Below are 24377 nucleotides of genomic sequence, written 5' to 3' on the forward strand. Positions count from 1 at the left end.
GGAAAACGCCCCCTTGGGGGCAGCGACCTCACGGAGTGAGGGCGCTCGGGGGCCATCTTTCATGCCCATGCGGCCTTTTCGGCCGCATTTTTTCGCTTGAAAAGCCTCCGGAGGGCCCCAACTGGCCCGCAATCGTTTGTTTCCAGCCCATCGATCAATCCGCTTCAAAAGATGTCCGATCCGCAACAATCCGCCCCGAATTCGCAAACCCTGCACGGCGAACCCAGCCCTGAAGAGCTGGAGGCCGCGCAAGCCGCCAACGAGGCGGACGCGCTGGCCGCGGCCCAGGGCGAGCTCGCCGCCCTGCAGGCCAAGAACGCCGAACTGGCCGACCAGTACCTTCGCGCGCAAGCCGACGTGCAGAACGCCCGCCGCCGCGCCGACGACGAGATTTCCAAGGCCCGCAAGTTCGCGGTCGAAGCCTTCGCCGAGAGCCTGCTGCCGGTGACCGACAGCCTCGAGGCCGGTCTCGCCATCAAGGACGCCACCCCCGAGCAGATCCGCGAAGGCGCCGAAGCCACGCTGCGCCAGCTCAAGAGCGCGCTCGAGCGCAACAAGGTGATCGAGATCGCGCCGGCTCCCGGCAGCAAGTTCGATCCGCACCAGCACCAGGCGATCTCGGTGGTGCCCGCCGACCAGGAACCGAACACCGTGGTGGGCGTGCTGCAGAAGGGCTACACCATCGCCGAGCGCGTGCTGCGCCCCGCGCTGGTCACCGTCAGCGCCCCGAAGTAAGCCGCTGCGCCCTTCTCCCCGTCCACACGAATTCCACAGGAAAACCCCTTCTCTTCCCTTGAATAGACCCGGGTTATCCACAAGTTCATAACAACATATTTTTCAGGTTTCAGGAGTACAGAACATGGCAAAGATCATCGGCATCGACCTCGGCACCACCAACTCGTGCGTGTCGATCATGGAAGGCAACACAACGCGCGTGATCGAGAACTCGGAAGGCGCGCGCACCACGCCTTCGATCGTCGCGTACCAGGAAGACGGTGAAGTGCTGGTCGGTGCCTCGGCCAAGCGCCAGGCCGTCACCAACCCCAAGAACACGCTGTACGCGATCAAGCGCCTGATCGGCCGCAAGTTCGAGGAAAAGGAAGTGCAGAAGGACATCGACCTGATGCCCTACACCATCGCCAAGGCCGACAACGGCGACGCATGGGTGGAAGTGCGCGGCAAGAAGATGGCGCCGCAGCAGGTCAGCGCCGACATCCTGCGCAAGATGAAGAAGACCGCCGAAGACTACCTCGGCGAAGCCGTGACCGAAGCCGTGATCACGGTGCCGGCCTACTTCAACGACGCCCAGCGCCAGGCCACCAAGGACGCCGGCCGCATCGCGGGCCTCGACGTCAAGCGCATCATCAACGAACCCACCGCCGCGGCGCTGGCCTTCGGCCTCGACAAGCAGGACAAGGGCGACCGCAAGATCGCCGTGTACGACCTCGGCGGCGGCACCTTCGACGTCTCGATCATCGAGATCGCCGACGTGGACGGCGAGAAGCAGTTCGAAGTGCTGTCGACCAACGGCGACACCTTCCTCGGCGGCGAGGACTTCGACCAGCGCATCATCGACTACATCATCGGCGAGTTCAAAAAGGAACAGGGCGTCGACCTCAGCAAGGACGTGCTCGCGCTGCAGCGCCTGAAGGAAGCGGCCGAGAAGGCCAAGATCGAGCTGTCGAACAGCGCCCAGACCGACGTCAACCTGCCCTACATCACGGCCGATGCCACTGGTCCGAAGCACCTGAACATCAAGCTCACGCGCGCCAAGCTCGAGAGCCTGGTCGACGAGCTGATCGAGCGCACCATCGCGCCCTGCCGCCTGGCCATCAAGGATGCCGGCATCAGCGTGAGCGACATCAACGACGTGATCCTGGTCGGCGGCATGACCCGCATGCCCAAGGTGCAGGACAAGGTCAAGGCCTTCTTCGGCAAGGACCCGCGCAAGGACGTGAACCCCGACGAGGCCGTGGCCGTCGGTGCCGCCATCCAGGGCCAGGTGCTCTCGGGCGACCGCAAGGACGTGCTGCTGCTCGACGTGACCCCGCTGTCGCTGGGCATCGAGACCATGGGTGGCGTGATGACCAAGATGATCACGAAGAACACCACGATCCCGACCAAGTTCGCGCAGACCTTCTCGACCGCCGAGGACAACCAGCCGGCCGTGACGATCAAGGTGTTCCAGGGCGAACGCGAAGTGGCCGCGGGCAACAAGCTGCTCGGCGAGTTCAACCTCGAGGGCATCCCGCCGGCATCGCGCGGCACGCCGCAGATCGAGGTGAGCTTCGACATCGACGCCAACGGCATCCTGCACGTCGGCGCCAAGGACAAGGGCACCGGCAAGGAAAACAAGATCACCATCAAGGCGAACTCGGGCCTGTCGGAGGACGAGATCCAGAACATGGTGAAGGACGCCGAGCTCAACGCGGCCGAGGACAAGAAGAAGGTCGAGCTGGTGCAGGCCCGCAACCAGGGCGAGGCCATGGTCCACAGCGTGCGCAAGTCGCTGGGCGAGCACGGCGACAGCCTGGATGCCGGCGAGAAGGAAAAGATCGAGACCGCGATCAAGGAACTCGAGGACGTGGTCAAGGGCGAGGACAAGGCCGCGATCGAAGAGAAGACCAACACGCTGATGACCGCGAGCCAGAAGCTCGGCGAGAAGATGTACGCCGACGCGCAGGCCGCGGCCGGTGCCGCCGGCGGCCCGGGTGCCTCGGCTGGCGCGGAAGCTGCGAGCAGCGCCCCGGCCGACGACAACGTGGTCGACGCCGAGGTCAAGGAAGTCAAGAAGAAGGACTGATCGTCCGCTCGGTCGAACGGGGCTGGAACACCTGAAAGGGTGCTCCAGCCTTTCTCGCTTCGATCGATCCCCGTTCCCGAAGAGACCTGAAGACCGCCCCGCCGCCCGATCGAACCTGCCATGGCCACCAAACGCGACTACTACGAAACCCTCGGCGTTCCCAAGAACGCGAGCGACGACGAAATCAAGAAGGCTTATCGCAAGCTCGCGATGAAGCACCACCCGGACCGCAACCACGGCGACACCAGCAAGGACGCCGAGGCCAAGTTCAAGGAGGTGAAGGAAGCCTATGAAATGCTGTCGGACGGCCAGAAACGCGCGGCCTACGACCAGTACGGCCATGCCGGCGTCGATCCCAACATGCGCGGCGGCCCGGGCGCGGAAGGCTTCGGCGGCTTCGCGGAAGCCTTCGGCGACATCTTCGGCGACGTGTTCGGCGGCGGTGGCCGCGGCCGTGCCGGCGGCGGCCGCCAGGTGTTCCGCGGCAGCGACCTGAGCTACGCGATGGAGATCACGCTCGAGGAAGCGGCCGAGGGCAAGGAAGCCCAGATCCGCATCCCGAGCTGGGACGACTGCGGTACCTGCAAGGGCACCGGCGCCAAGCCGGGCACCAAGCCGATCACCTGTACCACCTGCCACGGCGCGGGCGCGGTGCAGATGCGCCAGGGCTTCTTCAGCGTGCAGCAGACCTGCCCGACCTGCCATGGCAGCGGCAAGATCATTCCCGAGCCCTGCGCGACCTGCCACGGCCAGGGCAAGATCAAGAACAACAAGACGCTGGAAGTGAAGATCCCGGCCGGCATCGACGACGGCATGCGCATCCGCAGCACCGGCAACGGCGAACCCGGCACCAACGGCGGCCCGCCCGGCGACCTCTACATCGAGATCCGGCTCAAGAAGCACGAGCTGTTCGAGCGCGACGGCGACGACCTGCATTGCGTGGTGCCGGTCAGCGTCACCACCGCGGCGCTCGGCGGCGAGATCAACGTGCCCACGCTCAAGGGCAACGCGGCCATCGACATTCCCGACGGCACGCAGAGCGGCAAGCAGTTCCGCCTGCGCGGCAAGGGCATCAAGGGCGTGCGTTCGAGCTACCCGGGCGACCTCTACTGCCACGTGCGCGTGGAGACGCCGGTCAAGCTCACCGAGCACCAGCGCAAGCTGCTGAAGGAGCTCGACGAGTCGCTCAAGAAGGGCGGCGAGAAGCACAGCCCCACCGACAAGGGCTGGTTCGACAAGGCCAAGGAATTCTTCAGCTGAGGACGCGCGGCGCGCGTTCCGATCCATGGCCCTGTTCGACGAACTCGCGGCCTGGCGCCGCGCCACCGCGGCGCAGCGTGAAGCCGCCGCGCGGGACCTGGCGGCACAGCTGCCCGCGGGCTTCGCCTTCGACGGCATCCGGCGCTTCGCGCTCGGCGGTGTCGCGCACGACGTGGCGCAGTACACGGCCGGCGGCGCCCTCTTCTCCCTGATTCCGGGCGGCCCGGCCACGCTGGGCTTCGACGTCGGCGGCTGGCGGCCCACGCCCGCGATGCACGAGAGCTGGCAGGGCATGGCGGAGGAATACGGCCTCGAGGAAAGCCTGGCCGACTACGTGGCGGCGCGCAGCACCCGTGTGCGCGAGGTGGCGCTGCCGCCGCTGCTGGCCGAGACCCGCCATGCCGAGGTCGGCTGGCAGCCCATCGATCCCGCGGGCGAGAAGGTGCGGGCGCTGCTCGCCGAGCATCCGCGCGGCGTGACCGAGCATGCGGACATCGTGACCCGGGTCGAGGTCGCGCCCGATGGCCGCGTCAGCGCCTGGCAGGCCGACGAGGACACACTGAGCCATGCGCTGGTCGCCGACGGCTTCGCCGCGCAGGGCTTCCGCCTGCCGAGCCTCGACGAATGGGAGCACCTGTGCGCGGCCGGCGCGCGCGGCTTCTTCCGCTGGGGCGACGAGGCGCCGATGGACCGCTACCCCACCGACATCAGCCCCGAGGAGGCCGAATGGCGCCGTCAATGGGTGCGGGCCGCGGGCCGGCTCGAGAAACCGGCGGCCGGCTTCGCCAGCGACTGGGAATTCCACCGCCTGCCCAACGCCTGGGGCCTGCAGATCGCGGCCGACCCCTACAAGTACGAGCTGACCGCGCAACGCGGCCTCACGCGCGGCGGCGATGGCGGCTGCGCCATCTGCGGCGGCGCCGGTTTTCTCTCGGGCTGGCTGCCGCTCGCGAGCGCCTGGCACGACCCCGACTTCTGCGAGCACGCGCCCGGCGAGGAGATTTCGCTCGGCTACACCGTGGCACGCCGCGTCCTGCCGCTGGCCTGAGCCTCATAACCCTTTGGTTTGCGTCCACGCACGCAAACGGTGCTCCTCGAACGCCTTCGGTGCCACGCACCACAACGGCGCCTTCTCCCGCTTCCCTCCGACTCGCAACTGGCGCGCTTTCCCACGTCGCGGCGCGCGCGCTGCTCATCAAAAGATGGCGCGTAGATTGCTTTTAGATATTTTTTGAATGTGCAATAAACCCAAACGGGAGCTGCCGCGTTATTGAAGGACAGCGTTGTTTTTTTGAGTCAGTGGGCTCAATAGGAGGTGCTTGCCGTTAAAACACGCAAAGGACGCATATGTCGATTGCCATAGGTATTTTCACTGGCAAACTGGTTTACCCGAACCCGTTTGCGGAACCTGGGAATTTAGCTGGAATTCGCAAACTCGTGCACGAATTTTTTGTTGAACTTTACTCGTGACTGTGGTTCTGAATTAACAACTATTTCCTGGGTGCACTCTTTGCTTTATGCTGATTGTGCAGATTGTGTTTAAGGGAGTTTTCCAAGGCATGCAGCCCTGGGCGGCCACACCTTTTTCAAAAGATGCGACGCTTTCGGACTGCAGGATTTCGGGCTTTAAAGGCCCGCTGACTTGACGGAGGCGTGACCATGGATGTGATCAGCAACTTTGCAGCGCGTTACGAGCGCACTCGCGAAGAGGTCCTTTCACTGCAGGACTACCTGGAACTCTGCAAACGGGATCCGATGGCCTATGCCACGGCTTCCGAGCGCATGCTCAAGGCCATCGGCGACCCCGAACTGGTCGACACCCGCAACGACTCCCGCCTTTCGCGCATCTTCGCCAACAAGGTCATCAAGATCTACCCGGCGTTCAAGGAGTTCTACGGGATGGAGGAGGCCATCGAGCAGGTGGTGTCCTATTTCCGCCACGCCGCGCAGGGCCTGGAGGAAAAGAAGCAGATCCTCTACCTGCTGGGCCCGGTCGGCGGCGGCAAGAGCTCGATCGCCGAGCGCCTCAAGCAGCTCATGGAGCACGTGCCCTTCTACGCGATCCACGGCTCGCCCGTGAACGAATCACCGCTCGGCCTGTTCGACGCGGCCGAGGACGGCGAGATCCTCGAGAAGGAATTCAACATCCCACGCCGCTACCTGCAGCGCATCCTGTCGCCCTGGGCCGTCAAGCGGCTCGAGGAGTACGGCGGCGACATCCGCCAGTTCAAGGTGGTGAAGCGCTACCCGTCGGTGCTGCGCCAGATCGCGGTCGCCAAGACCGAACCGGGCGACGAGAACAACCAGGACATCTCCTCGCTGGTCGGCAAGGTCGACATCCGCAAGCTCGAGACCTATGCCCAGGACGACCCGGACGCCTACGCCTACTCGGGCGGCCTGTGCCTCGCGAACCAGGGCCTCCTGGAGTTCGTGGAAATGTTCAAGGCGCCGATCAAGGTGCTGCACCCGCTTTTGACCGCCACGCAGGAAAGCAACTTCAAGGGCACCGAGGGTTTCGGCGCGATCCCCTTCGACGGCATCGTGCTGGCCCACAGCAACGAGAGCGAGTGGAAGGCCTTCCGCAACAACAAGAACAACGAGGCTTTCCTCGACCGGATCTACATCGTCAAGGTGCCCTACTGCCTGCGGGTGTCCGAGGAGATCAAGATCTACGAGAAGCTGGTGCGCAACTCCTCGCTGGCCCAGGCGCCCTGCGCACCCGGAACCCTGCGCATGATGGCGCAGCTGTCGGTGCTCACGCGGCTCAAGGAACCCGAGAACTCGAGCATCTTCAGCAAGTCGCAGGTCTACGACGGCGACAACCTCAAGGACACCGATCCCAAGGCCAAGTCGATCCAGGAGTACCGCGACTACGCGGGCGTCGACGAGGGCATGAGCGGCGTCTCCACGCGCTTCGCCTTCAAGATCATCTCCAAGGTCTTCAACTTCGACAGCTCCGAGGTGGCCGCCAACCCGGTGCACCTGATGTACGTGCTCGAGCAGCAGATCGAGCGCGAGCAGTTCCCGCAGGAGGTCGAGCAGAAGTACATCAGCTACATCAAGGAGCTGCTGGCGCCGCGCTATGCCGAGTTCATCGGCAAGGAGATCCAGACCGCCTACCTCGAGAGCTACAGCGAGTACGGCCAGAACATCTTCGACCGCTACGTGACCTACGCCGACTACTGGATCCAGGACCAGGAGTTCCGCGACGTGGACACCGGCGAGGTCTTCGACCGCGCCTCGCTCAACGGCGAGCTCGAGAAGATCGAGCGGCCGGCCGGCATCGGCAATCCGAAGGATTTCCGCAACGAGATCGTCAACTTCGTGCTGCGCGCGCGGGCCGGCAACAACGGCCGCAACCCGGCATGGACCAGCTACGAGAAGCTGCGCGCGGTGATCGAGAAGAAGATGTTCTCCAACACCGAGGAGCTGCTGCCGGTGATCAGCTTCAACACCAAGAGCAGCGCCGACGAGCAGAAGAAGCACGAGGACTTCGTCACGCGCATGGTCGAGAAGGGCTACACCGCCAAGCAGGTGCGCCTGCTGTGCGAGTGGTACCTGCGCGTGCGCAAGAGCTCGTAGCGCGCACCGCCAACGGAGCACGCCAACGCCCATCGTTTTGCAAGGAGCTTTGAAACCATCGTGGCCATCCTGCAGCAGATCATCGACCGCCGGCTCTCGGGCAAGAACAAGTCCATCGGCAACCGCGAGCGCTTTCTCCGGCGCTACCGCGGCCAGATCCAGGAGGCGGTACGGCGGGCCGTGAGCGGCCGCAACATCCGCGAACTGGAACAGGGCGAGGATGTGACGCTGCCGCGCCACGATGTGTCGGAGCCGGTGTTCGGCCATGCGCGCGGCGGCGACCGCGAGTACGTGCACCCGGGCAACCAGGAGTACGTGCGCGGCGACCGCATCAAGCGCCCCGAGGGCGGCCAGGGCGGCGGCTCGGGCAGCGGCGAGGCCAGCGACAGCGGCGAGGGCAACGACGACTTCGTGTTCCACCTCACGCGCGAGGAGTTCATGCGCGTGTTCTTCGATGACCTCGCGCTGCCGCACCTGATCCGCACGCAGATCGCCGACGTGCCCGAATGGAAGAGCCACCGCGCGGGCTTCACCAGCGACGGCACGCCCAACAACCTGCACGTGGTGCGCTCGATGCGCGGCGCGCTGGCCCGGCGCATCGCGCTCGGCGGCGAACCGCGCAAGGAGCTGCGCCGGCTCGAGGCGCACCTGCTGCACCTGAGGGCGCATCCGCAGGCCACGCAGCCCTTCATCCAGAACGAGATCGCCGAGACCGAGGCGCGCATCGAGGAGCTGCGCCGCACCGCGCGCCACGTGCCCTACATCGATCCGATCGACCTGCGCTACCGCAACCGCGTGAAGACCCCGGTGCCCAGCGCCAAGGCCGTGATGTTCTGCCTGATGGACGTCTCGGGCTCGATGGACGAGGCGCGCAAGGACATGGCCAAGCGCTTCTTCATGCTGCTGTACATGTTCCTCACGCGGCACTACGAGACCATCGACCTGGTGTTCCTGCGCCATCACACGCAGGCGCAGGAGGTCAGCGAGGACGAGTTCTTCCACGCCACCGAGACCGGCGGCACCGTGGTGTCGAGCGCGTTGGTGCTGATGGACGAGATCGTGCGCGCGCGCTACCCCAGCGGCGAATGGAACATCTACGGCGCGCAGGCCAGCGACGGCGACAACTGGCACCAGGACAGCGGGCGCTGCCGCCAGCTGCTCGAGGAGAACATCCTGCCGAAGGTGCGCTACTACGCCTACGTGCAGGTGGCCGAGACCGAGCAGAACCTGTGGCAGGAATACGCGCAGCTCGAGGGCATCGAGCCCAACTTCGCGATGCGCAAGGTGTCCGAGGCGAGCGACATCTACCCCGTGTTCCGCGACCTGTTCAAGAAGGAAGGAGCCAGCGCATGAGCACCGCCGACCGCCCTCCTTCGGCACCGCCGCTGCCGACCGCCGCCACCATCCCGCAAGGCAAGCTCGAGCGCTTGCCCAGCCCCTCGGACTGGACCTTCGACCTGATCGAGCGCTACCACACCGAGATCGCGCGCACCGCGCGCGGCTACGGCCTCGACGTCTATCCGAACCAGCTCGAGATCATCACGGCCGAGCAGATGATGGATGCCTACGCCAGCGTGGGCATGCCGATGATCTACAGGCACTGGTCGTACGGCAAGCAGTTCATCGCCACCGAGAAGAACTACCGCCGCGGCCACATGGGGCTGGCCTACGAGATCGTGATCAACTCCGATCCCTGCATCGCCTACCTGATGGAAGAGAACACCATGGCCATGCAGGCCCTGGTGATCGCGCACGCGGCCTACGGCCACAACAGCTTCTTCAAGGGCAACTACCTGTTCCGCATGTGGACCGATGCGTCCTCGATCATCGACTACCTGGTCTATGCACGGCACTACATCGCCGAATGCGAGGAGCGCCATGGCGTGGACGAGGTCGAGAAGCTGCTCGACTCCTGCCATGCGCTGATGAACTACGGCGTGGACCGCTACCGCCGGCCGCAGAAGCGCTCGCTGGCGCAGGAGAGCGCCCAGCGCGCCGAGCGCGAGCGCCACATGCAGCAGCAGGTCAACGACCTCTGGCGCACCCTGCCGCGGCGCAGCGAGCAGAACGCCGGCTCGGAATCGGCGCCGCGCTTTCCGCTCGAGCCGCAGGAGAACCTGCTCTACTTCATCGAGAAGAACGCCGCGCTGCTCGAACCCTGGCAGCGCGAGGTGGTGCGCATCGTGCGCAAGATCGCGCAGTACTTCTACCCGCAGCGCCAGACCCAGGTCATGAACGAGGGCTGGGCCACCTTCTGGCACTACACGCTGCTCAACACCATGTACGACCGCGGCCAGCTCGACGACGGCTTCATGATGGAGTGGCTGAGCTCGCACACCGGCGTGATCTTCCAGCCGCCAGTGGGCCACCGCGCCTACAGCGGAATCAACCCCTACGCGCTCGGCTTCGCTATGTACACCGAGCTGCGCCGCATCTGCGAGAAGCCCACCGACGAGGACCGGCGCTGGTTCCCCGACTTCGCGGGCAGCGATTGGGTGGCCACGCTCGACTACGCGATGCGCAACTTCAAGGACGAGAGCTTCGTGGGCCAGTTCCTGAGCCCGAAGACCATGCGCGACTTCCGCCTGTTCGCGATCCGCGACCACCAGAGCGAGTCCGAGCTCGAGGTCTCGGCGATCCACGACGACAGCGGCTACCAGGCGCTGCGCGAATCGCTGTCGCGCCAGTACGACCTCGGCAGCCGCGAGCCCGACATCCAGGTCTGGAACGTCAACATGCGCGGCGACCGCTCGCTGACGCTGCGCCACACCCAGCGCAACAGCCTGCCGCTGCACGACGATGCCGAGGAGGTGCTCAAGCACGTGGCGCGGCTGTGGGGCTTCGACGTGCACCTCGAGAGCGTCGATGCGCAGGGCCGCATCAGCCGCAGCTGGAAGGCCTCGGCGCCGCGGGCGCTGTACTAGCCGAGGTTCAGGGCACGAGCGCGGCAATCGCCAGCGTGTAGCCCTTCACGCCCAGCCCCACGATGATCCCGCGCGCCGCCGGCGAGATGTACGAGCGGTGCCGGAACTCCTCGCGCGCGTGCACGTTCGAGATGTGCAGCTCGATCAGCGGCACGCTCGCGCCCTTGATGGCGTCGTGCAGCGCGATCGAGGTGTGGGTGTAGGCCCCCGGGTTCATCACCACGCCGAGCATGGTGCCAGCCGCCACCTCGCGGCCCGCTTCCTGGATCCAGTCGACCAGCACGCCTTCGTGGTTGGTCTGGCGGCACTCGATCGCCACGCCGAGCTTCGCGCCCGTTTCATGGCACAGGCGCTCCACGTCGGCCAGCGTGTCGCGGCCGTACTGTTCGGGCTCGCGCGTGCCCAGGAGGTTGAGGTTGGGGCCGTTGAGGACGAGGATTTTCTTCATGATGGATCGGGCTGGCGGCACGCGTCGGACGGGCCGCCATTATGGTCTGGCACCCGCCCTGCCCCGCCGGGCCGCGGACGAGCCGACGTAGTAGTTGTACGAGTCGATGTCGACCACGCAGCGCGCCATCAGGTCGACGAAGGCGCGCAGCTTCTGCCCCATGTAGCGCTGCCGCTGGTAGGCGCAGTAGATGCGCCGCGGCTGCGGCTGCCACTGCGGCAGCACCGGCACCAGCACGCCCTGCGCCAGCTCGGGCCGCACGAAGAAGGCCGGCAGCAGCGCGATGCCCAGGCCGTCGATGCAGAAGGTCTTCATCACCCAGTGGTCGTTGGTCTCGAAGGCGGGTTCGGGCCGGTAGGCATGGCGCCCCGACGCGCCCGACACCAGCAGCACCTGCGACGGCCCCGCGGCCTCCTTCATCACGATCGCGCGGTGCGCCGCCAGGTCGTCGGGCGAGCGCGGCGTGCCCTGGCGCTCGAGGTACTGCGGGCTCGCATAGAGGCCGTGGTTGAGCTGACCCAGCAGCTTGGCCACGAGGTTCGGCGCGTCGGGCGGCTCCGAGCACACGTAGCAGTCCACGTCGCCGATGGCCGGCGCGTTCGGTCGGCTCGCCACGTCGAGCTGGCAGCGCACGTTGGGATGCGACTCCAGGAACAGCTTCACCACGTGGCAGACGAAGGAGGTGCCGAACTGGGTGTCCGACAGCAGCGAGAGGCTGCCCGACACGCCGGTGGTGATCTCCTGGATCTCGGTGCGCGCCGTCTCGAGCCGGCCCGTGACCTCGCCGAGCAGGTCCTCGCAGCGCACGAAGAAGGCGCGGCCCGCCTCGGTCGCGGTGATGCGGCGCGAGCTGCGCATCAGCAGCTGCGCGCCCAGCAGCTCCTCCAGCCGCGTGAGCTGCCGGCTCAGCGTGGCCTTCGAAACCCCGGACAGGCTCTCGGCCCGCGTGAGGCTGCCGCTTTGCACGACGAGCACGAAGGCCTGCACCAGCGCCAGGTCGATGCCGGTCACGCGCGTTCCCTGTCGGCGAAGGTCGGCCGTTTCAGAAATGAAAAGTTGCGTCTCGGCATGTGGCTTTCATCGGAGGGCGGGAAACGGTACGGTCTGCGCGGGCGTAGCGAATGCTATGCCATGCCCCGCCGAGCCCTCGAGCCCTCGAGGCCCGAGCCCCACTCCCCACGACAGGAGAACCCCCGATGCACAGCCCTGCCCGACGCACCCTGCTTTCCGCCGGCGTTGCCGCCTCCCTGCTGCCGTTGCGCAGCGCCTGGGCCGTCGGCCCGCTCAAGATCGGCTTCGTCTTCCTGGGCCCGGTCGGCGACACGGGCTGGACCTACCAGCACGACCTCGGCCGGCGCGAGCTCGAGAAGAACCTCGGCGCCCAGGTCAGCGTGCGCACCGTGCCCGACACCAACGAAGGCCCGGACTCCGAGCGCGTGGCGCGCGAGCTGTCGGCCGACGGCTGCCAGCTGATCTTCGGCGCCTCCTTCGGCTACATGAAGCCGATGCTCACGGTCGCCAACGACAACCCCGGCGTCCAGTACCTGATCGCGAGCGGCTACCAGACCGCAAAGAACTTCGGCGGCTACAACGCGCGCTGGCACGAGGGCGGCTACCTCGCGGGCATCGTGGCGGGCCGGACCACGCGCTCCAACATCATCGGCCTCGTCGGCGCCCACCCGGTGCCCGACGTGATGTGGTATCTCAACGCCTTCGCGCTCGGCGCGCGCAGCGTCAATCCGAAGGCGATGGTGCATGTGGTGTTCGTCAATTCGTGGTTCGACCCGCCGAAGGAGCGCGACGCCGCGGTCGCGCTGATGAACCAGGGCGCCGACGTGCTCACGCATTTCACCGACACGCCCGCCGTCACCACCGCCGCCGAGGCGCGCGGCGTGGGCGCCATCTCGTTCCACTCCGACATGCGCAGCCACGCGCCCAGGAACTACCTCACCGGCGTCACCCACCACTGGGGCGGCTTCTACACCCGGGTGGCGCGCGAGGTGATGGCCGGCAGCTGGAAGCCCGGCCTCTACCTCGGCGGCATCGGCGACGGCGTGGTGAAGATGGCGCCGATGGGCCCGCGCGTGCCGAAGGACGTCGCCGAACTCGTGCAGGCGAAGGAGCGCGACATCGCCAGCGGCAAGCTGCAGGTGTTCGCCGGTCCCATCAAGGACCAGAAGGGCGCGGTCCGCGTGGCGGCGGGCGCCCGCGTCGCCGACGCGGACCTCGGCCGGATGGACTGGTTCGCCGAGGGCGTGGTGGGCGGCTCGCGTTGAAGGCCATGGAGAACCCCATGACGCATCCCATCGCCGCCCCCTGGCACCCCGTCGCCCCTTCGGCCGGGCTGCGCCCCGGCGCCAACATCGTCGCCGGCTTCGCCGAGGGCCAGGAGCTCGCGCTCTGGCGTTCGGCCGACGGCGCGGCTCAGGCCTGGGAGAACCGCTGCCCGCACCGCAGCGTGCGCTTCACGCTGGGCCAGGTGGTCGAGAACCGCCTCTCCTGCGCCTACCACGGCTGGCAGTACGCCGCGGGCAACGGGCAGTGCGTCGGCATTCCCGCCCATCCGGCGATGCCCGCGCCGCGCAACGTCTGCGCCAGGGTGTTCGGCGCGGTCGACGCGGCGGGCATGCTGTGGGTGAACCTGGCGCACGAGGTCGACGCGGCGGCGCCCGCGCCGCAGGCACTGGCCGATGCCGTGCCGGCCGGCTGGCACTTCTGCCGCACGCTGACCTTGCGCGCCGGTGCGCAACAGGTGCGCGAGGCACTCCCACGGCACGGCTTCGCGGCCGGCGCCGCCCCGGGCGCCTGGCGCGGCACGCTCGGCGGCACGCCGACCGTCGCGCTGCTGCTCGACGCGCAAGCGCAACTGGCTTTCGTTCACCTGTGGACCGAGGCCGCCCCGGGCTCCGAGGCGATGAAGACCCTGCACGCGGCCGCGCGAACCCTGCGCGGCGACATCGAACAACCCAACGCCTGAAGGAAGGACGCACGATGCCCTTCGTCACCGACGATCCCAACATGCTCGACGACTGGCTGGTCGTCGGCCCCGCGAGCGCGCTCGCCGGCCGCTCGCAGCGGCAGCCCTACGGCACCTGCCTGCTCGGCGCCACGCTCTCGCTGTGGGCCGAGGCCGACGGCACGCCGCAATGCCGGCTCGGCACGCAGCCGCTTTCCGTGCAATCGCGCCACGGCTACCTCTGGGTCTGCCCCAGCGGCCGGCCCGCGCGCCCGCTGTTCGCGTTTCCGGAATACACCGAGCCCGGGCGCCGCCTCGTCGACTGCGGCGGCATCGGCGTCGCGGTGTCGGGGCTGCGCGTGATCGAGAACTTCCTCGACATGGCGCACTTTCCCTTCGTGCATGCCGACTACCTCGGCAAGGTGCCGCACACCGAGGTCGCCCGGTACGAGGTGGCGATCGAGCCCGCCACCGGCGAGATCTGGGCCACCGACTGCCGCTTCTGGCAGCCGCGCGCCTCGGCCGCGCACGACAGCGGCGCCGACGTGCGCTACACCTACCGCGTGATGCAGCCCTTCTCGGCCATGCTCTACAAGTCGAGCCTGCGGCCCGAGGCGCAGGACGCGATCGGCCTGTTCCTGCAGCCGCTCGACGACGAGCACGTGATCGCCCACACGGTGCTGGCCTACTTCGACGATGTGTCGAGCGACGCCGAGCTCATCGCGTTCCAGCACACCATCTTCGGCCAGGACAAACCGATCCTCGAGAACCATGCCTTCAAGCGCATGCCGCTCGAAGGCCGCGCCGAGACGCCGACGCGCGGCGACACCACCTCCGTCACCTACCGCCGCTGGCTGCGCGAACGCGGCATGCGCTTCGGCACGAGGGCCGCCGCATGACGACGCTGCTCAGGCTCCACGACTACCCGCTCTCGGGCAACTGCTTCAAGGTACGGCAGCTGCTGGCCTGGCTGGCCGTTCCCTACGAGGCCGTGCCGGTCGACTTCTACCCCGGGCGCGCGCACAAGTCGCCCGCGTTCCTCGCGCAGCTCAACCCGCTCGGGCAGATCCCGGTGATCGAGGACGAGGGCTTCGTGCTGCGCGATGCGCAGGCCATCCTGGTCTACCTCGCGAGCCGCCACGACGCCCGGCGGCGCTGGTACCCCGACGATCCGAAGCTGCGCGGCCAGGTCGCGATGTGGCTCGCCACGGCCGATGAGATCACGCGCAACGCCTCGGCCGCGCGGCTGCACGACGCGTTGGGCTACCGCCACCTCGACATCGAGGCCTGCCGCGCCGGCGCGCGCGCCGTGTTCCGCGTGCTCGACGACCACCTGGCCGAGCAGGCCAGCGCCGGCCTGCGCTGGCTGGCTGCGGCGGCCGAGCCGACCATCGCCGACCTGGCCTGCTTCCCCTACGTGGCGCTGGCCGGCGAAGGCGGCATTTCGCTCGACGAATTTCCCGCGCTGCGACACTGGGTCTGGGATTTCCGACACCTGCCCGGGTTCATCGGCATGTCGGGTATCTTCCCCGCTGGCCCCGCCTGAGTATCCTTGGGGCCTCGCGCCGTCTTCCGGCCCCCATTCCTTCCCTCCCCCCCCCCCTTTTCCCCCCGAACACGCCATGAAAACCAAAGCCGCCGTCGCCTGGAAATCCGGAGCCCCCCTGACCATCGAAACCGTGGACCTCGACGGCCCCCGGTTCGGCGAAGTGCTCGTCGAGATCAAGGCCACCGGCATCTGCCACACCGACTACTACACCCTGTCGGGCGCCGACCCCGAAGGCATCTTCCCCGCCATCCTCGGCCATGAAGGCGCGGGCATCGTGGTCGACGTCGGCCCCGGCGTCACCACCCTCAAGAAGGGCGACCACGTCATCCCGCTCTACACGCCCGAATGCCGCCAGTGCAAGTTCTGCCTGTCGCGCAAGACCAACCTGTGCCAGCTGATCCGCGGCACCCAGGGCAAGGGCCTGATGCCCGACGGCACCAGCCGCTTCAGCCTCGACGGCAAGCCGATCGCCCACTACATGGGCACCTCCACCTTCAGCAACTACACGGTCGCGCCCGAGATCTCGCTGGCCAAGATCCGCGAGGACGCGCCCTTCGACAAGGTCTGCTACATCGGCTGCGGCGTCACCACCGGCATCGGCGCGGTGATCTTCACGGCCAAGGTGGAAGCCGGCGCCAACGTGGTGGTGTTCGGCCTCGGCGGCATCGGCCTGAACGTGATCCAGGGCGCGAAGATGGTGGGCGCCGACAAGATCATCGGCGTCGACCTGAACCCCGAGCGCGAAGCCATGGCGCGCAAGTTCGGCATGACGCACTTCATCAACCCGAAGGACACCGAGAACGTGGTCGACGCCATCGTGCAGCTGACCGACGGCGGCGCCGACTACAGCTTCGAATGCATCGGCAACACCAAGGTGATGCGCCAGGCGCTCGAATGCACGCACAAGGGCTGGGGCCGCAGCATCATCATCGGCGTGGCCGAGGCCGGCGCCGAGATCAGCACGCGCCCGTTCCAACTGGTCACCGGCCGCAAGTGGGAAGGCTCGGCCTTCGGCGGCGCGCGCGGCCGCACCGACGTGCCGAAGATCGTCGACTGGTACATGGAAGGCAAGATCAACATCGACGACCTGATCACCCACACCATGCCGCTCGAGAAGATCAACGACGGCTTCGACCTCATGAAGCGCGGCGAGTCGATCCGCGGCGTGGTGCTCTACTGACGCCGCGGGTGCCGACCATGGAACGCATGGAGCCCCTGCGCCGCATCGAAGCCGGCGTGCTCGAGGTCGCCTACCACGAGAGCGGCCCGGCCGACGGACCGCCCGTGCTGCTGATGCACGGCTTCCCCTACGACATCCACACCTACGCCGAGGTCGCGCCGCTGCTCGCGGCCGAGGGCTGCCGCACCATCGTGCCGTACATGCGCGGCTACGGCGGCACGCGCTTCCTGAGCGCCGACACGCCGCGCTCGGGCGAGCAGGCGGCCTTCGGCGCCGACCTGCTGGCGCTGCTCGATGCGCTGAAGATCGACCGCGCCGTGCTCGCCGGCTACGACTGGGGCGGCCGCGCCGCCTGCGTGGTGGCTGCCCTGTGGCCCGAGCGCTGCGCGGGGCTGGTATCGCTCAACAGCTACAACATCCAGAACATCGCCAGGGCGATGGAGCCCGACACGCCGGAGAACGAGCACAGCCTCTGGTACCAGTACTACTTCCACAGCGAACGCGGCCGCGCCGGCCTGCGGAAGGACCGCAAGGCCATCGCCAGGCTGCTGTGGAAGCTGTGGTCGCCGACCTGGCGCTTCGACGACGCCACCTTCGAGCGCAGCGCCGCGGCCTTCGACCATCCCGACTTCGTGGAGGTGGTGATCCACTCGTACCGCCACCGCTTCGGCCTGGTGGCGGGCGATCCGGCCTATGCCGACATCGATCGCCAACTGGCCGCGCAGCCGGTCATCAGCGTCCCGGCGATCACCTTCGACGGCATCGACGACGGCGTGCGGCCGCCGGCCGAGGCCGCGGCGCATGCGCCGCGCTTCAGCGGACCGCGCTCGCACCGACTGGTGCCGGGCGTGGGCCACAACCTGCCGCAGGAGGCGCCGCGCGCCTTCGCCGACGCGGTGGTCGAACTGGTGCGGGGCGCCGCATGACCGATCTGCTCAAGACCCTGTCCGAGCACCACTGCTTCGGCGGCGTGCAGGGCTTCTACGAACAGGCCTCGCACGAGATCGGCCTGCCGATGCGCTTCTCGGTCTACCTGCCGCCGCAGGCCGCGAACGAGCGCGTGCCGGCGCTGCTGTACCTCGCGGGCCTGACCTGCAACGAGGAGACCTTCGCGATCAAGGCCGGCGCGCAGCGCATGGCCGCCAGCCTCGGCCTCGCGCTGATCGCGCCCGACACCAGCCCGCGCGGCGCGGCCGTGGAAGCGCTGCCGGGCGCCACCACGAGCTGGGACTTCGGCATCGGCGCCGGCTTCTACCTCGACGCCACCGAGGCGCCCTGGGCCGCCCACTGGCGCATGGAGAGCTGGATCGTGCAGGAGCTGCTGCCGCTGGTGGGCCGCCAGTTCGCGATCGACACCGCGCGCCTGGGCATCTTCGGCCACTCGATGGGCGGCCACGGCGCGCTCACTCTGGCGCTGCGCCATCCGGGGCGCTTCCTCTCGCTGTCGGCCTTCGCGCCGATCTGCGCGCCCACCCAGTGCCCCTGGGGCGACAAGGCGCTGCGCGGCTACCTCGGCGAACCCGGCGACGACCGCGCGGCTTGGCTCGCGCACGATGCCAGCGCGCTGATGCAGTCGCAGGTCGCGGCGCCCTATCCGCACGGCATCCTGGTCGACCAGGGCCTGGCCGACAAATTCCTCGCCGAGCAGCTGCATCCCGAGGCCTTCGAGGCCGCCTGCTTCGCCGCCGGCCAGCCGCTCACGCTGCGGCGCCACGCGGGCTACGACCACGGCTACTACTTCATCCAGAGCTTCATGGCCGACCACCTGGCGCACCACGCGCAGGTGCTGCGCGGCTGAACGAACGGCCATGTCCGACGCCCAGACGCCCGCCTTCCACCTGCGACTGCGCGATGGCGCCGCCGAGGAGAACATGGTGCTCGCCGGCATCTGGCGCCGGGCCTGGGCGGCCTCGCATCCGGGCACGCCCGTGATCGAGCCGATCGCCCACTGGCTGCAGCGCGTGCGCACCGAGTTCGTGGCGCCGGCCGAGGTGGTGATCGCCGAGCGCGACGCGCAGGCACTGGCCTTCATGGTGCTGCACGACCGGCGCGAGTACGTGGCGCAGCTGTTCGTCGATCCGCACCTGCGCAACCAGGGCCTGGGGCAGGCGCTGCTCGACGAGGCCTGCGTGCGCATGCCCACCGGCTGGCGGCTGCACGTGGCGCTCACCAACACCGCGGCCCAGCGCTTCTACGAACGCTACGGCCTCGCGCGCGGCACGGTCGACCGCCATCCGACCAGCGGGCGCGAACGCATCAGCTACCACTGGTACCCGGCGCGCGCGCCCTGGCGCAAGGCCTGAACCCATTCGCCGTCTTCTTCACCATGCGCATCGACCACATCGCCCTCTGGACCACCGACCTCGAACGCTGCAAGCGCTTCTACGTCGACTACTTCGGCGCCGCCGCGGGCGAGGGCTACGTCAATCCCGCGAAGGGCTTCGCCTCCTGCTTCCTGAGCCTGGGCGACGGCGCCCGCATCGAGGCCATGACCACCCGCACGTTGTCGCCGGTGACGGCCGAGCCCGGCGCGCAACGCATGGGCTGGACCCATCTCGCGATCAGCGTGGGCTCGGAGGAAGCGGTCGACGCGCTGAGCCGCCGGCTGCAGGCCGACGGCTACCCGCTGCTCGACGGCCCGCGCCGCACCGGCGACGGCTACTACGAGAGCGTGGTGCTCGACCCCGACGGCAACCGCATCGAGATCACGGCCTGAACCCCACGAACACCCCATGCACTACCTGCTGATCTACGACACCGCGCCCGACTACCTCGAGCGCCGCGGCGAATTCCGCGATGCGCACCTCGCGCTGGCCTGGCAGGCGGTGGAACGCGGCGAGCTGCTGCTCGGCGGCGCCACCGGCAATCCGCCCGACGGCGCGCTGCTGCTGTTCGAGGCCGCCTCGCCCGCGGTGCCCGAAGCCTTCGCCAAGGCCGATCCCTACGTGACGAACGGCATCGTGACCGGCTGGCGCGTGAAGGCCTGGAACACGGTGGTCGGCGCCCAGGCCTCGACGCCGGTGCGGCCGGCCGCGGGCGGCACGCCATGAAGAACGCCTTCGCCGACAGCCTGCACGAGACCTTCGAGCGCTTCGGCCGCATCGACATCCGCCGCATGTTCAGCGGCTTCGGCATCTACCACGAGGGCCGCATGTTCGCGCTGGTGATACGCGACACCCTCTACCTCAAGTCCGACGCCGAGAGCGCCGCGCATTTCGACCGCCTGCACCTCGCCCCCTTCACCTACGAACGGCAGGGCCAGCAGATGCCGATGTCCTACCGCGAGGCGCCGCCCGAGCTGTTCGAGGACCGCGAGGAAGCGGCCCTGTGGGGCCGGCGCGCCTACGAGGCCGCGCTGCGCTCGGGCACGGTGCCGAAGGCGATGCGCAAGGCGGCCGCCGCGAAGAAGGCGGCGGCGAAGAAGGCGCCCGCCAGGAAGGTGGCGGCGAAGAAAACCGCCGCGAAGAAGGCAGCACCGGCCAGGAAGACCGCCGCGAAGAAGACCGCCCCGGCGAAGACGGCCCGGAAGGCGGCCCCCCATTGAACGCACCGCGCACACCCCTGCCCCCTCTGCCCGAGCGCGAGGAGATCGCGCTGCTCGAACCCTTCGAGGGCCTGGGCCTGAACGACATCGTGCTGGTCGCCACGCGCGACGATGCCGAGCGCGCGGCCGCCGCGCTGCTGGCCGCGGGCGTGGTCGGCTTCGACACCGAGTCCAAGCCCACCTTCGCCAAGAACGAGGTCTCGACCGGCCCGCACCTGGTGCAGTTCGCCACGCGCGAGACCGCGTGGCTGTTCCAGCTGCATCGCAGCGACTGCAACGAGGTGCTGGGCGCGCTGATCGGCTCCGAGGCGCTGCGGAAGGTGGGCTTCGGCCTCTCGAGCGATCTCTCGCTGATCCGCCAGAAGCTCAAGGTGGAGCCGCGCGCGGTCTACGACATCGACGACGAGTTCCGCCGCCGCGGCTACCGCCGCTCGGTCGGCGTGAAGACCGCCGTGGCGCTGGTGTTCGGCCAGCGCTTCACCAAGTCGCGCAAGGCCACGACCTCGAACTGGGCCAGCCACCGGCTCAGCGAGGCGCAGCTGCGCTATGCGGCCAACGACGCGTACGCATCGATCCGCGTGTTCGACGCACTGCTGCCGCGCGACTGATCAGTCGCGCCCCGCCTCGAGGATCGCCTGCGCGAGCCGCTTGGGGTTCGAGAAGAACATCTCGTGGCTGCCCGGACATTCGACCAGCCTGAAGAGGCCCAGCCGCTCCGACAGCCTCGGATGCCACGGCAGGCTGTGCGGCAGCGCGATGTCCTGCTGGCAGTTGACGTAGGACTTCCCCACCTGCAGCGCGGCCATCGGCTGGCTCAGCACGATCTTGTCGGTGAAGGTGCGGTACGGGTGCGGGTTGAGCTGCTCGTAGGCCGAACGCGCGAGCGCCATGTCGGCGTCGTTGATGAAGGCATCGCGCCAGATCTCGAACGGCAAGGTCACGGCCTGGTTGTTGGCGCCCGCCACCGCGTCGAACAGCGCCACGTAGTGCGGCGGCACCATGTCGTTGAGCGACTCGCCGGGCTGCGGCACGAAGGCGTTCACGTAGACCAGCCGCGCGATCCGGCCCGGCTGCTGCGCGAGCCGGTCGGCCACGCCCGTGATCACCATGCCGCCATAGCTGTGGCCCACGAGCCGCAGCTGCGAGAGATTCTTCTCCTCGATGTACTGCAGCGCCGAATCGATCGCGTCGGCCAGGCCGATCTTCGCGCGATCGTCGCCGGGCCGGTTGCCCGCGAGCGTGGGGCAGTGCACGGTGTGGCCGGCCTCGCGCAGGCCGTTCGCGACGGCCTCCATTTCGGCACCGGTGTGCCAGGCGCCGTGGATCAGGACATAGGTGTCGGACATGGGGGTCTCCTCGTTGGGTGGATGCGGGTTGCTGGCGATCGAACGCAGCGACTGTAGAAATCCCGCTGCGCCGCCGCTGGCCGCTAGCCGCCAGCGCGATGGCCGATTCGCGCCAGCCGCAGCGCGCCCGGCGTGGCGCCCAGCTGCTGGCGGCACAGGCGCACGAAATGCGAGGCATCGCGCAGGCCGACGCGAAAGCCGATCTCCGCCACGGCCAGCCGGTCGAAGCGCGCGTCGCCCAGCATGCGGCGCGCGGCCTGCATGCGAAAGCCCAGCAGCGCGGTGGCGAAGGTGGTGCCGCCTTCGCTACCCTCGCCACGCTCGGCCAGGCAGCGGTGCAGGCTGCGCTGCGAGATGCCGAGCTCGCGCGCCACCGCCTCGGCCGTGAGGCCGGGCTCGGCATGGCGCTCGCGCGTGGCCTCGAGCACGCGCCGGCGCAGCGCGGCGCGCGCGCCCGGTTCCACCGCCGCGGCCACGCCCGGCCCGGTGGCCAGCGCGAGCAGCCCGCCGAGCTGGTCGGCCAGCAGGCGCGGCGGCAGCGGCGGCGCGCTCGCGGCCTCGGGCGTGAGCTGCTGCACGAAGCGGCTCAGCACGCTGCCCCAGCCCGCGCTGCCGTCGATGCGGCAGGCCAGCTGGCCCGGCGCGTCGGGCAGCCAGGACTCGACCCAGGCCGTGGGCAGCTCGAGCGAGATGGTGTCGGCCGACTGCACGAAGTGGAAGGCATAGCTGCGCCGCGAATCGACCAGCACCGCGTCGCCCGGCAGCATGCGCGCGCTGCGCCCTTCCTGCTCGACGCTCCAGGCGGTGTCGGTCTTGCACAGCAGGTAGTAGAAGTTGCTGCGGCTGCGCTCGATCGCGCGGCGCGTGCGATAGACGTCCTGCGCGCTGCCGCGCACGCGGTTGACGCCGATGCCGAGCGCCGGCGTGCCCAGCGGCGCCGATTCGAGCATGGCGTCGAAATGCCGCGCCTGCGGGCTGGTCACCTCCATCTCGAGGAAGCCCTCGCAGACCGCGCCGACCCAGTAGTCCAGGCGCTGCGCGGGCGGCACCGCGTCGGTGGACCAGCGCTCGATCGCGGCCGGCGAACGATGGGCTTCGGCGTGGGGCTGGGTAGGCATGGAGGGTTCTCCCCGTGGATGGGTCGGCTGCAACATACCGAAGCCGGCGGGGCTTGCCAAGCGGGCTCGCCCGGGAAGGCGGCCCGGTTATAGGCGGCGGCTGACGACACGGCCCACGCCCGGTCGGCACAATGGCCTGCTGCATCAACCCCGCGCACCGGCCGCCGCCGGCGTGCGCACAAGGAAGGAAACACCCAGGCCATGACCACCAACAAAAGCGACTTCGGACTGATCGGCCTGGCCGTGATGGGCCAGAACCTCGTGCTGAACGTGGAAAGCCGCGGCTTCCAGGTCAGCGTCTACAACCGCACCGAAGCCACCACCGAGGCCTTCATCGCCGCCAACCCCGGCAAGAAGCTGGTGGGCGCGAAGACGCTCGAGGAATTCGTGCAGAGCCTCGCCAAGCCGCGCAAGATCCAGATCATGGTCAAGGCCGGCGCGCCGGTCGACCAGGTGATCGAACAGCTCATTCCGCTGCTCGACAAGGACGACATCGTCATCGACGGCGGCAACAGTCTCTACACCGACACCGAGCGCCGCGACGCCTACCTCTCGAGCAAGGGCCTGCGCTTCATCGGCGCGGGCGTCTCGGGCGGCGAGGAAGGCGCGCGCAAGGGCCCGTCGATCATGCCGGGCGGCCCGGCCTCGACCTGGGAGGTGATGAAGCCGATCTTCGAGAGCATCGCGGCCAAGGTCGACGGCGAGCCCTGCGTGATCCACATCGGCCCGGGCGGCGCCGGCCACTACGTGAAGATGGTGCACAACGGCATCGAGTACGGCGACATGCAGCTGATCTGCGAGGCCTACAGCCTGTTCAAGGCCGCCGGCTTCACGATCGACGAGATGGCCGCGATCTTCAACGAGTGGAACGACGGCGAGCTGCAGAGCTACCTGATCCAGATCACCGCCAAGGCGCTCGAGCAGAAGGACCCGGAAACGGGCAAGCCGATCGTCGACGTGATCCTCGACAAGGCCGGCCAGAAGGGCACGGGCCAGTGGACGCTGATCAACGCGGCCGAGAACGCGGTGGTCATCAGCACCATCAACGCCGCCGTCGAGGCGCGCGTGCTGTCGTCGCAGAAGAAGGCGCGCGTGGGCGCGAGCAAGCTGCTGCAGGGCCCGAAGGTCGAGCTCTCGCTCGAGAAGAAGGCGCTGGTGGCCAAGGTGCACGACGCGCTCTATGCCTCCAAGGTCATCAGCTACACCCAGGGCTTCGACCTCATCAAGACCATGGGCGACAAGAAGGGCTGGGGCCTCGACCTCGGCCGCATCGCGGCGATCTGGCGCGGCGGCTGCATCATCCGCGCGCGCTTCCTCAACCGCATCACCGACGCCTTCCGCACCGATCCGGCGCTGGCCAACCTGATGCTCGATCCCTTCTTCAAGGACCTGCTCAACCGCACCCAGCAGAACTGGCGCGAGGTGGTGGCGCTGGCCGTGAGCAACGGCATCCCGGTGCCGGCCTTCAGCGCCTCGCTGGCCTACTACGACAGCTACCGCACCGAGCGCCTCAGCGCCAACCTGCTGCAGGCGCAGCGCGACTTCTTCGGCGCCCACACCTACGAGCGCGTGGACAAGCCCGAGGGGCAGTTCTTCCACACGGAGTGGCCGGAAGTCATCGGCTGAAGTCCGCGCCGGCCCGGCGCCGCTCGAGCGCCCGGCCCTTC

At 68.4% G+C, this 24377-nt stretch carries 24 protein-coding genes; 20 read left to right on the top strand and 4 right to left on the bottom strand.

Annotated elements, in window-relative coordinates:
- Window positions 1-171 precede the first annotated feature (171 nt).
- From grpE to BM109_RS12470, 7 genes are all read left to right on the top strand, one after another.
- Window positions 172-735: a nucleotide exchange factor GrpE gene (gene grpE, locus BM109_RS12440; RefSeq protein ID WP_093343144.1), complete on the top strand. Its 564-nt coding sequence runs from the start codon at window positions 172-174 to the stop codon at window positions 733-735.
- A gap of 124 nt (window positions 736-859) precedes the next feature.
- On the top strand, window positions 860-2803 hold the full coding sequence (dnaK, locus tag BM109_RS12445; RefSeq protein ID WP_057594514.1) for a molecular chaperone DnaK: 1944 nt from the start codon (window positions 860-862) through the stop codon (window positions 2801-2803).
- A gap of 120 nt (window positions 2804-2923) precedes the next feature.
- Complete coding sequence (dnaJ, locus tag BM109_RS12450) at window positions 2924-4063, top strand: molecular chaperone DnaJ (RefSeq protein WP_057594515.1); 1140 nt, start codon at window positions 2924-2926, stop codon at window positions 4061-4063.
- 25 nt (window positions 4064-4088) lie between these two features.
- Window positions 4089-5111: a hypothetical protein gene (locus BM109_RS12455; protein WP_093343146.1), complete on the top strand. Its 1023-nt coding sequence runs from the start codon at window positions 4089-4091 to the stop codon at window positions 5109-5111.
- Between the two features lie 611 nt (window positions 5112-5722).
- Window positions 5723-7645, top strand: coding sequence for a PrkA family serine protein kinase (locus BM109_RS12460; protein ID WP_093343147.1), 1923 nt, complete (start codon window positions 5723-5725; stop codon window positions 7643-7645).
- A 60-nt stretch (window positions 7646-7705) separates the two neighbouring features.
- Complete coding sequence (locus tag BM109_RS12465) at window positions 7706-8998, top strand: YeaH/YhbH family protein (protein ID WP_093343149.1); 1293 nt, start codon at window positions 7706-7708, stop codon at window positions 8996-8998.
- The gene (locus BM109_RS12470) at window positions 8995-10569 is read left to right on the top strand and encodes a SpoVR family protein (RefSeq protein ID WP_256222525.1); all 1575 of its coding nucleotides are present in this window, start codon (window positions 8995-8997) and stop codon (window positions 10567-10569) included. Before BM109_RS12465 ends, BM109_RS12470 begins: the two co-directional genes overlap by 4 nt.
- Before the next feature lie 7 nt (window positions 10570-10576).
- Here BM109_RS12470 and aroQ read toward each other — a convergent pair whose 3' ends face one another.
- On the bottom strand, window positions 10577-11017 hold the full coding sequence (gene aroQ / locus BM109_RS12475; RefSeq protein WP_057594519.1) for a type II 3-dehydroquinate dehydratase: 441 nt from the start codon (window positions 11015-11017) through the stop codon (window positions 10577-10579).
- 39 nt (window positions 11018-11056) lie between these two features.
- On the bottom strand, window positions 11057-12028 hold the full coding sequence (locus tag BM109_RS12480) for a LysR family transcriptional regulator (RefSeq protein WP_093343150.1): 972 nt from the start codon (window positions 12026-12028) through the stop codon (window positions 11057-11059).
- A gap of 185 nt (window positions 12029-12213) precedes the next feature.
- Here BM109_RS12480 and BM109_RS12485 point away from each other — a divergent pair, with 185 nt between their 5' ends.
- The 12 genes from BM109_RS12485 to BM109_RS12540 all read left to right on the top strand — a co-directional run bounded on the left by BM109_RS12485 (window position 12214) and on the right by BM109_RS12540 (window position 20854).
- Window positions 12214-13293: a BMP family ABC transporter substrate-binding protein gene (locus tag BM109_RS12485; RefSeq protein WP_093343152.1), complete on the top strand. Its 1080-nt coding sequence runs from the start codon at window positions 12214-12216 to the stop codon at window positions 13291-13293.
- 17 nt (window positions 13294-13310) lie between these two features.
- Window positions 13311-13994 carry a Rieske 2Fe-2S domain-containing protein gene (locus BM109_RS12490; RefSeq protein ID WP_093343481.1) on the top strand — a complete coding sequence of 228 codons (684 nt, stop codon included), beginning with the start codon at window positions 13311-13313 and terminating at the stop codon, window positions 13992-13994.
- Between the two features lie 14 nt (window positions 13995-14008).
- Window positions 14009-14872 (top strand): aromatic ring-hydroxylating oxygenase subunit alpha, encoded by an 864-nt coding sequence (locus tag BM109_RS12495; protein ID WP_093343154.1) that lies wholly within the window; start codon window positions 14009-14011, stop codon window positions 14870-14872.
- On the top strand, window positions 14869-15519 hold the full coding sequence (locus BM109_RS12500) for a glutathione S-transferase family protein (RefSeq protein ID WP_093343156.1): 651 nt from the start codon (window positions 14869-14871) through the stop codon (window positions 15517-15519). The genes BM109_RS12495 and BM109_RS12500 overlap by 4 nt, the downstream gene beginning before the upstream one ends.
- A 76-nt stretch (window positions 15520-15595) precedes the next feature.
- Window positions 15596-16702 carry an S-(hydroxymethyl)glutathione dehydrogenase/class III alcohol dehydrogenase gene (locus BM109_RS12505; RefSeq protein ID WP_057594524.1) on the top strand — a complete coding sequence of 369 codons (1107 nt, stop codon included), beginning with the start codon at window positions 15596-15598 and terminating at the stop codon, window positions 16700-16702.
- A 17-nt stretch (window positions 16703-16719) separates the two neighbouring features.
- Complete coding sequence (locus tag BM109_RS12510; RefSeq protein ID WP_093343483.1) at window positions 16720-17628, top strand: alpha/beta fold hydrolase; 909 nt, start codon at window positions 16720-16722, stop codon at window positions 17626-17628.
- Window positions 17625-18500, top strand: a complete 876-nt coding sequence (gene fghA, locus BM109_RS12515) for an S-formylglutathione hydrolase (RefSeq protein WP_093343157.1) — start codon at window positions 17625-17627, stop codon at window positions 18498-18500. The genes BM109_RS12510 and fghA overlap by 4 nt, the downstream gene beginning before the upstream one ends.
- A gap of 10 nt (window positions 18501-18510) precedes the next feature.
- Window positions 18511-19005, top strand: a complete 495-nt coding sequence (locus BM109_RS12520; RefSeq protein WP_093343159.1) for a GNAT family N-acetyltransferase — start codon at window positions 18511-18513, stop codon at window positions 19003-19005.
- Between the two features lie 23 nt (window positions 19006-19028).
- Window positions 19029-19418: a VOC family protein gene (locus tag BM109_RS12525; protein ID WP_093343160.1), complete on the top strand. Its 390-nt coding sequence runs from the start codon at window positions 19029-19031 to the stop codon at window positions 19416-19418.
- Between the two features lie 16 nt (window positions 19419-19434).
- Window positions 19435-19752, top strand: coding sequence for a YciI-like protein (locus BM109_RS12530; RefSeq protein WP_093343162.1), 318 nt, complete (start codon window positions 19435-19437; stop codon window positions 19750-19752).
- Window positions 19749-20246 (top strand): TfoX/Sxy family protein, encoded by a 498-nt coding sequence (locus BM109_RS12535; protein WP_093343163.1) that lies wholly within the window; start codon window positions 19749-19751, stop codon window positions 20244-20246. The genes BM109_RS12530 and BM109_RS12535 overlap by 4 nt, the downstream gene beginning before the upstream one ends.
- Window positions 20243-20854 (top strand): 3'-5' exonuclease, encoded by a 612-nt coding sequence (locus BM109_RS12540; protein WP_093343165.1) that lies wholly within the window; start codon window positions 20243-20245, stop codon window positions 20852-20854. The genes BM109_RS12535 and BM109_RS12540 overlap by 4 nt, the downstream gene beginning before the upstream one ends.
- On the opposite strand, the gene BM109_RS12545 is transcribed toward BM109_RS12540, so the two are convergent.
- Together BM109_RS12545 and BM109_RS12550 are read right to left on the bottom strand one after the other, a co-directional pair.
- Window positions 20855-21592 carry an alpha/beta fold hydrolase gene (locus BM109_RS12545; RefSeq protein WP_093343167.1) on the bottom strand — a complete coding sequence of 246 codons (738 nt, stop codon included), beginning with the start codon at window positions 21590-21592 and terminating at the stop codon, window positions 20855-20857.
- Between the two features lie 83 nt (window positions 21593-21675).
- Window positions 21676-22710: an AraC-like ligand-binding domain-containing protein gene (locus BM109_RS12550; RefSeq protein WP_093343168.1), complete on the bottom strand. Its 1035-nt coding sequence runs from the start codon at window positions 22708-22710 to the stop codon at window positions 21676-21678.
- A gap of 201 nt (window positions 22711-22911) precedes the next feature.
- Between BM109_RS12550 and gnd the strand changes: the two genes are divergently transcribed.
- Window positions 22912-24336: a decarboxylating NADP(+)-dependent phosphogluconate dehydrogenase gene (gene gnd / locus BM109_RS12555; RefSeq protein ID WP_093343170.1), complete on the top strand. Its 1425-nt coding sequence runs from the start codon at window positions 22912-22914 to the stop codon at window positions 24334-24336.
- The last annotated feature ends 41 nt before the right edge of the window (window positions 24337-24377 follow it).

Origin of the sequence: Variovorax sp. PDC80 (assembly GCF_900115375.1) — a bacterium.
GTDB lineage: Bacteria > Pseudomonadota > Gammaproteobacteria > Burkholderiales > Burkholderiaceae_C > Variovorax.

What these genes read in the sequence shown, in the direction of transcription:
- grpE (WP_093343144.1), top strand. Translation starts at nt 172, where the DNA reads ATGTCCGATCCGCAACAATCCGCCCCGAATTCGCAAACCCTGCACGGC.
- dnaK (WP_057594514.1), top strand. Translation starts at nt 860, where the DNA reads ATGGCAAAGATCATCGGCATCGACCTCGGCACCACCAACTCGTGCGTG.
- dnaJ (WP_057594515.1), top strand. Translation starts at nt 2,924, where the DNA reads ATGGCCACCAAACGCGACTACTACGAAACCCTCGGCGTTCCCAAGAAC.
- BM109_RS12455 (WP_093343146.1), top strand. Translation starts at nt 4,089, where the DNA reads ATGGCCCTGTTCGACGAACTCGCGGCCTGGCGCCGCGCCACCGCGGCG.
- BM109_RS12460 (WP_093343147.1), top strand. Translation starts at nt 5,723, where the DNA reads ATGGATGTGATCAGCAACTTTGCAGCGCGTTACGAGCGCACTCGCGAA.
- BM109_RS12470 (WP_256222525.1), top strand. Translation starts at nt 8,995, where the DNA reads ATGAGCACCGCCGACCGCCCTCCTTCGGCACCGCCGCTGCCGACCGCC.
- aroQ (WP_057594519.1), bottom strand. Translation starts at nt 11,017, where the DNA reads ATGAAGAAAATCCTCGTCCTCAACGGCCCCAACCTCAACCTCCTGGGC.
- BM109_RS12485 (WP_093343152.1), top strand. Translation starts at nt 12,214, where the DNA reads ATGCACAGCCCTGCCCGACGCACCCTGCTTTCCGCCGGCGTTGCCGCC.
- BM109_RS12490 (WP_093343481.1), top strand. Translation starts at nt 13,311, where the DNA reads ATGACGCATCCCATCGCCGCCCCCTGGCACCCCGTCGCCCCTTCGGCC.
- BM109_RS12495 (WP_093343154.1), top strand. Translation starts at nt 14,009, where the DNA reads ATGCCCTTCGTCACCGACGATCCCAACATGCTCGACGACTGGCTGGTC.
- BM109_RS12500 (WP_093343156.1), top strand. Translation starts at nt 14,869, where the DNA reads ATGACGACGCTGCTCAGGCTCCACGACTACCCGCTCTCGGGCAACTGC.
- BM109_RS12505 (WP_057594524.1), top strand. Translation starts at nt 15,596, where the DNA reads ATGAAAACCAAAGCCGCCGTCGCCTGGAAATCCGGAGCCCCCCTGACC.
- BM109_RS12510 (WP_093343483.1), top strand. Translation starts at nt 16,720, where the DNA reads ATGGAACGCATGGAGCCCCTGCGCCGCATCGAAGCCGGCGTGCTCGAG.
- fghA (WP_093343157.1), top strand. Translation starts at nt 17,625, where the DNA reads ATGACCGATCTGCTCAAGACCCTGTCCGAGCACCACTGCTTCGGCGGC.
- BM109_RS12520 (WP_093343159.1), top strand. Translation starts at nt 18,511, where the DNA reads ATGTCCGACGCCCAGACGCCCGCCTTCCACCTGCGACTGCGCGATGGC.
- BM109_RS12525 (WP_093343160.1), top strand. Translation starts at nt 19,029, where the DNA reads ATGCGCATCGACCACATCGCCCTCTGGACCACCGACCTCGAACGCTGC.
- BM109_RS12530 (WP_093343162.1), top strand. Translation starts at nt 19,435, where the DNA reads ATGCACTACCTGCTGATCTACGACACCGCGCCCGACTACCTCGAGCGC.
- BM109_RS12535 (WP_093343163.1), top strand. Translation starts at nt 19,749, where the DNA reads ATGAAGAACGCCTTCGCCGACAGCCTGCACGAGACCTTCGAGCGCTTC.
- BM109_RS12545 (WP_093343167.1), bottom strand. Translation starts at nt 21,592, where the DNA reads ATGTCCGACACCTATGTCCTGATCCACGGCGCCTGGCACACCGGTGCC.
- BM109_RS12550 (WP_093343168.1), bottom strand. Translation starts at nt 22,710, where the DNA reads ATGCCTACCCAGCCCCACGCCGAAGCCCATCGTTCGCCGGCCGCGATC.
- gnd (WP_093343170.1), top strand. Translation starts at nt 22,912, where the DNA reads ATGACCACCAACAAAAGCGACTTCGGACTGATCGGCCTGGCCGTGATG.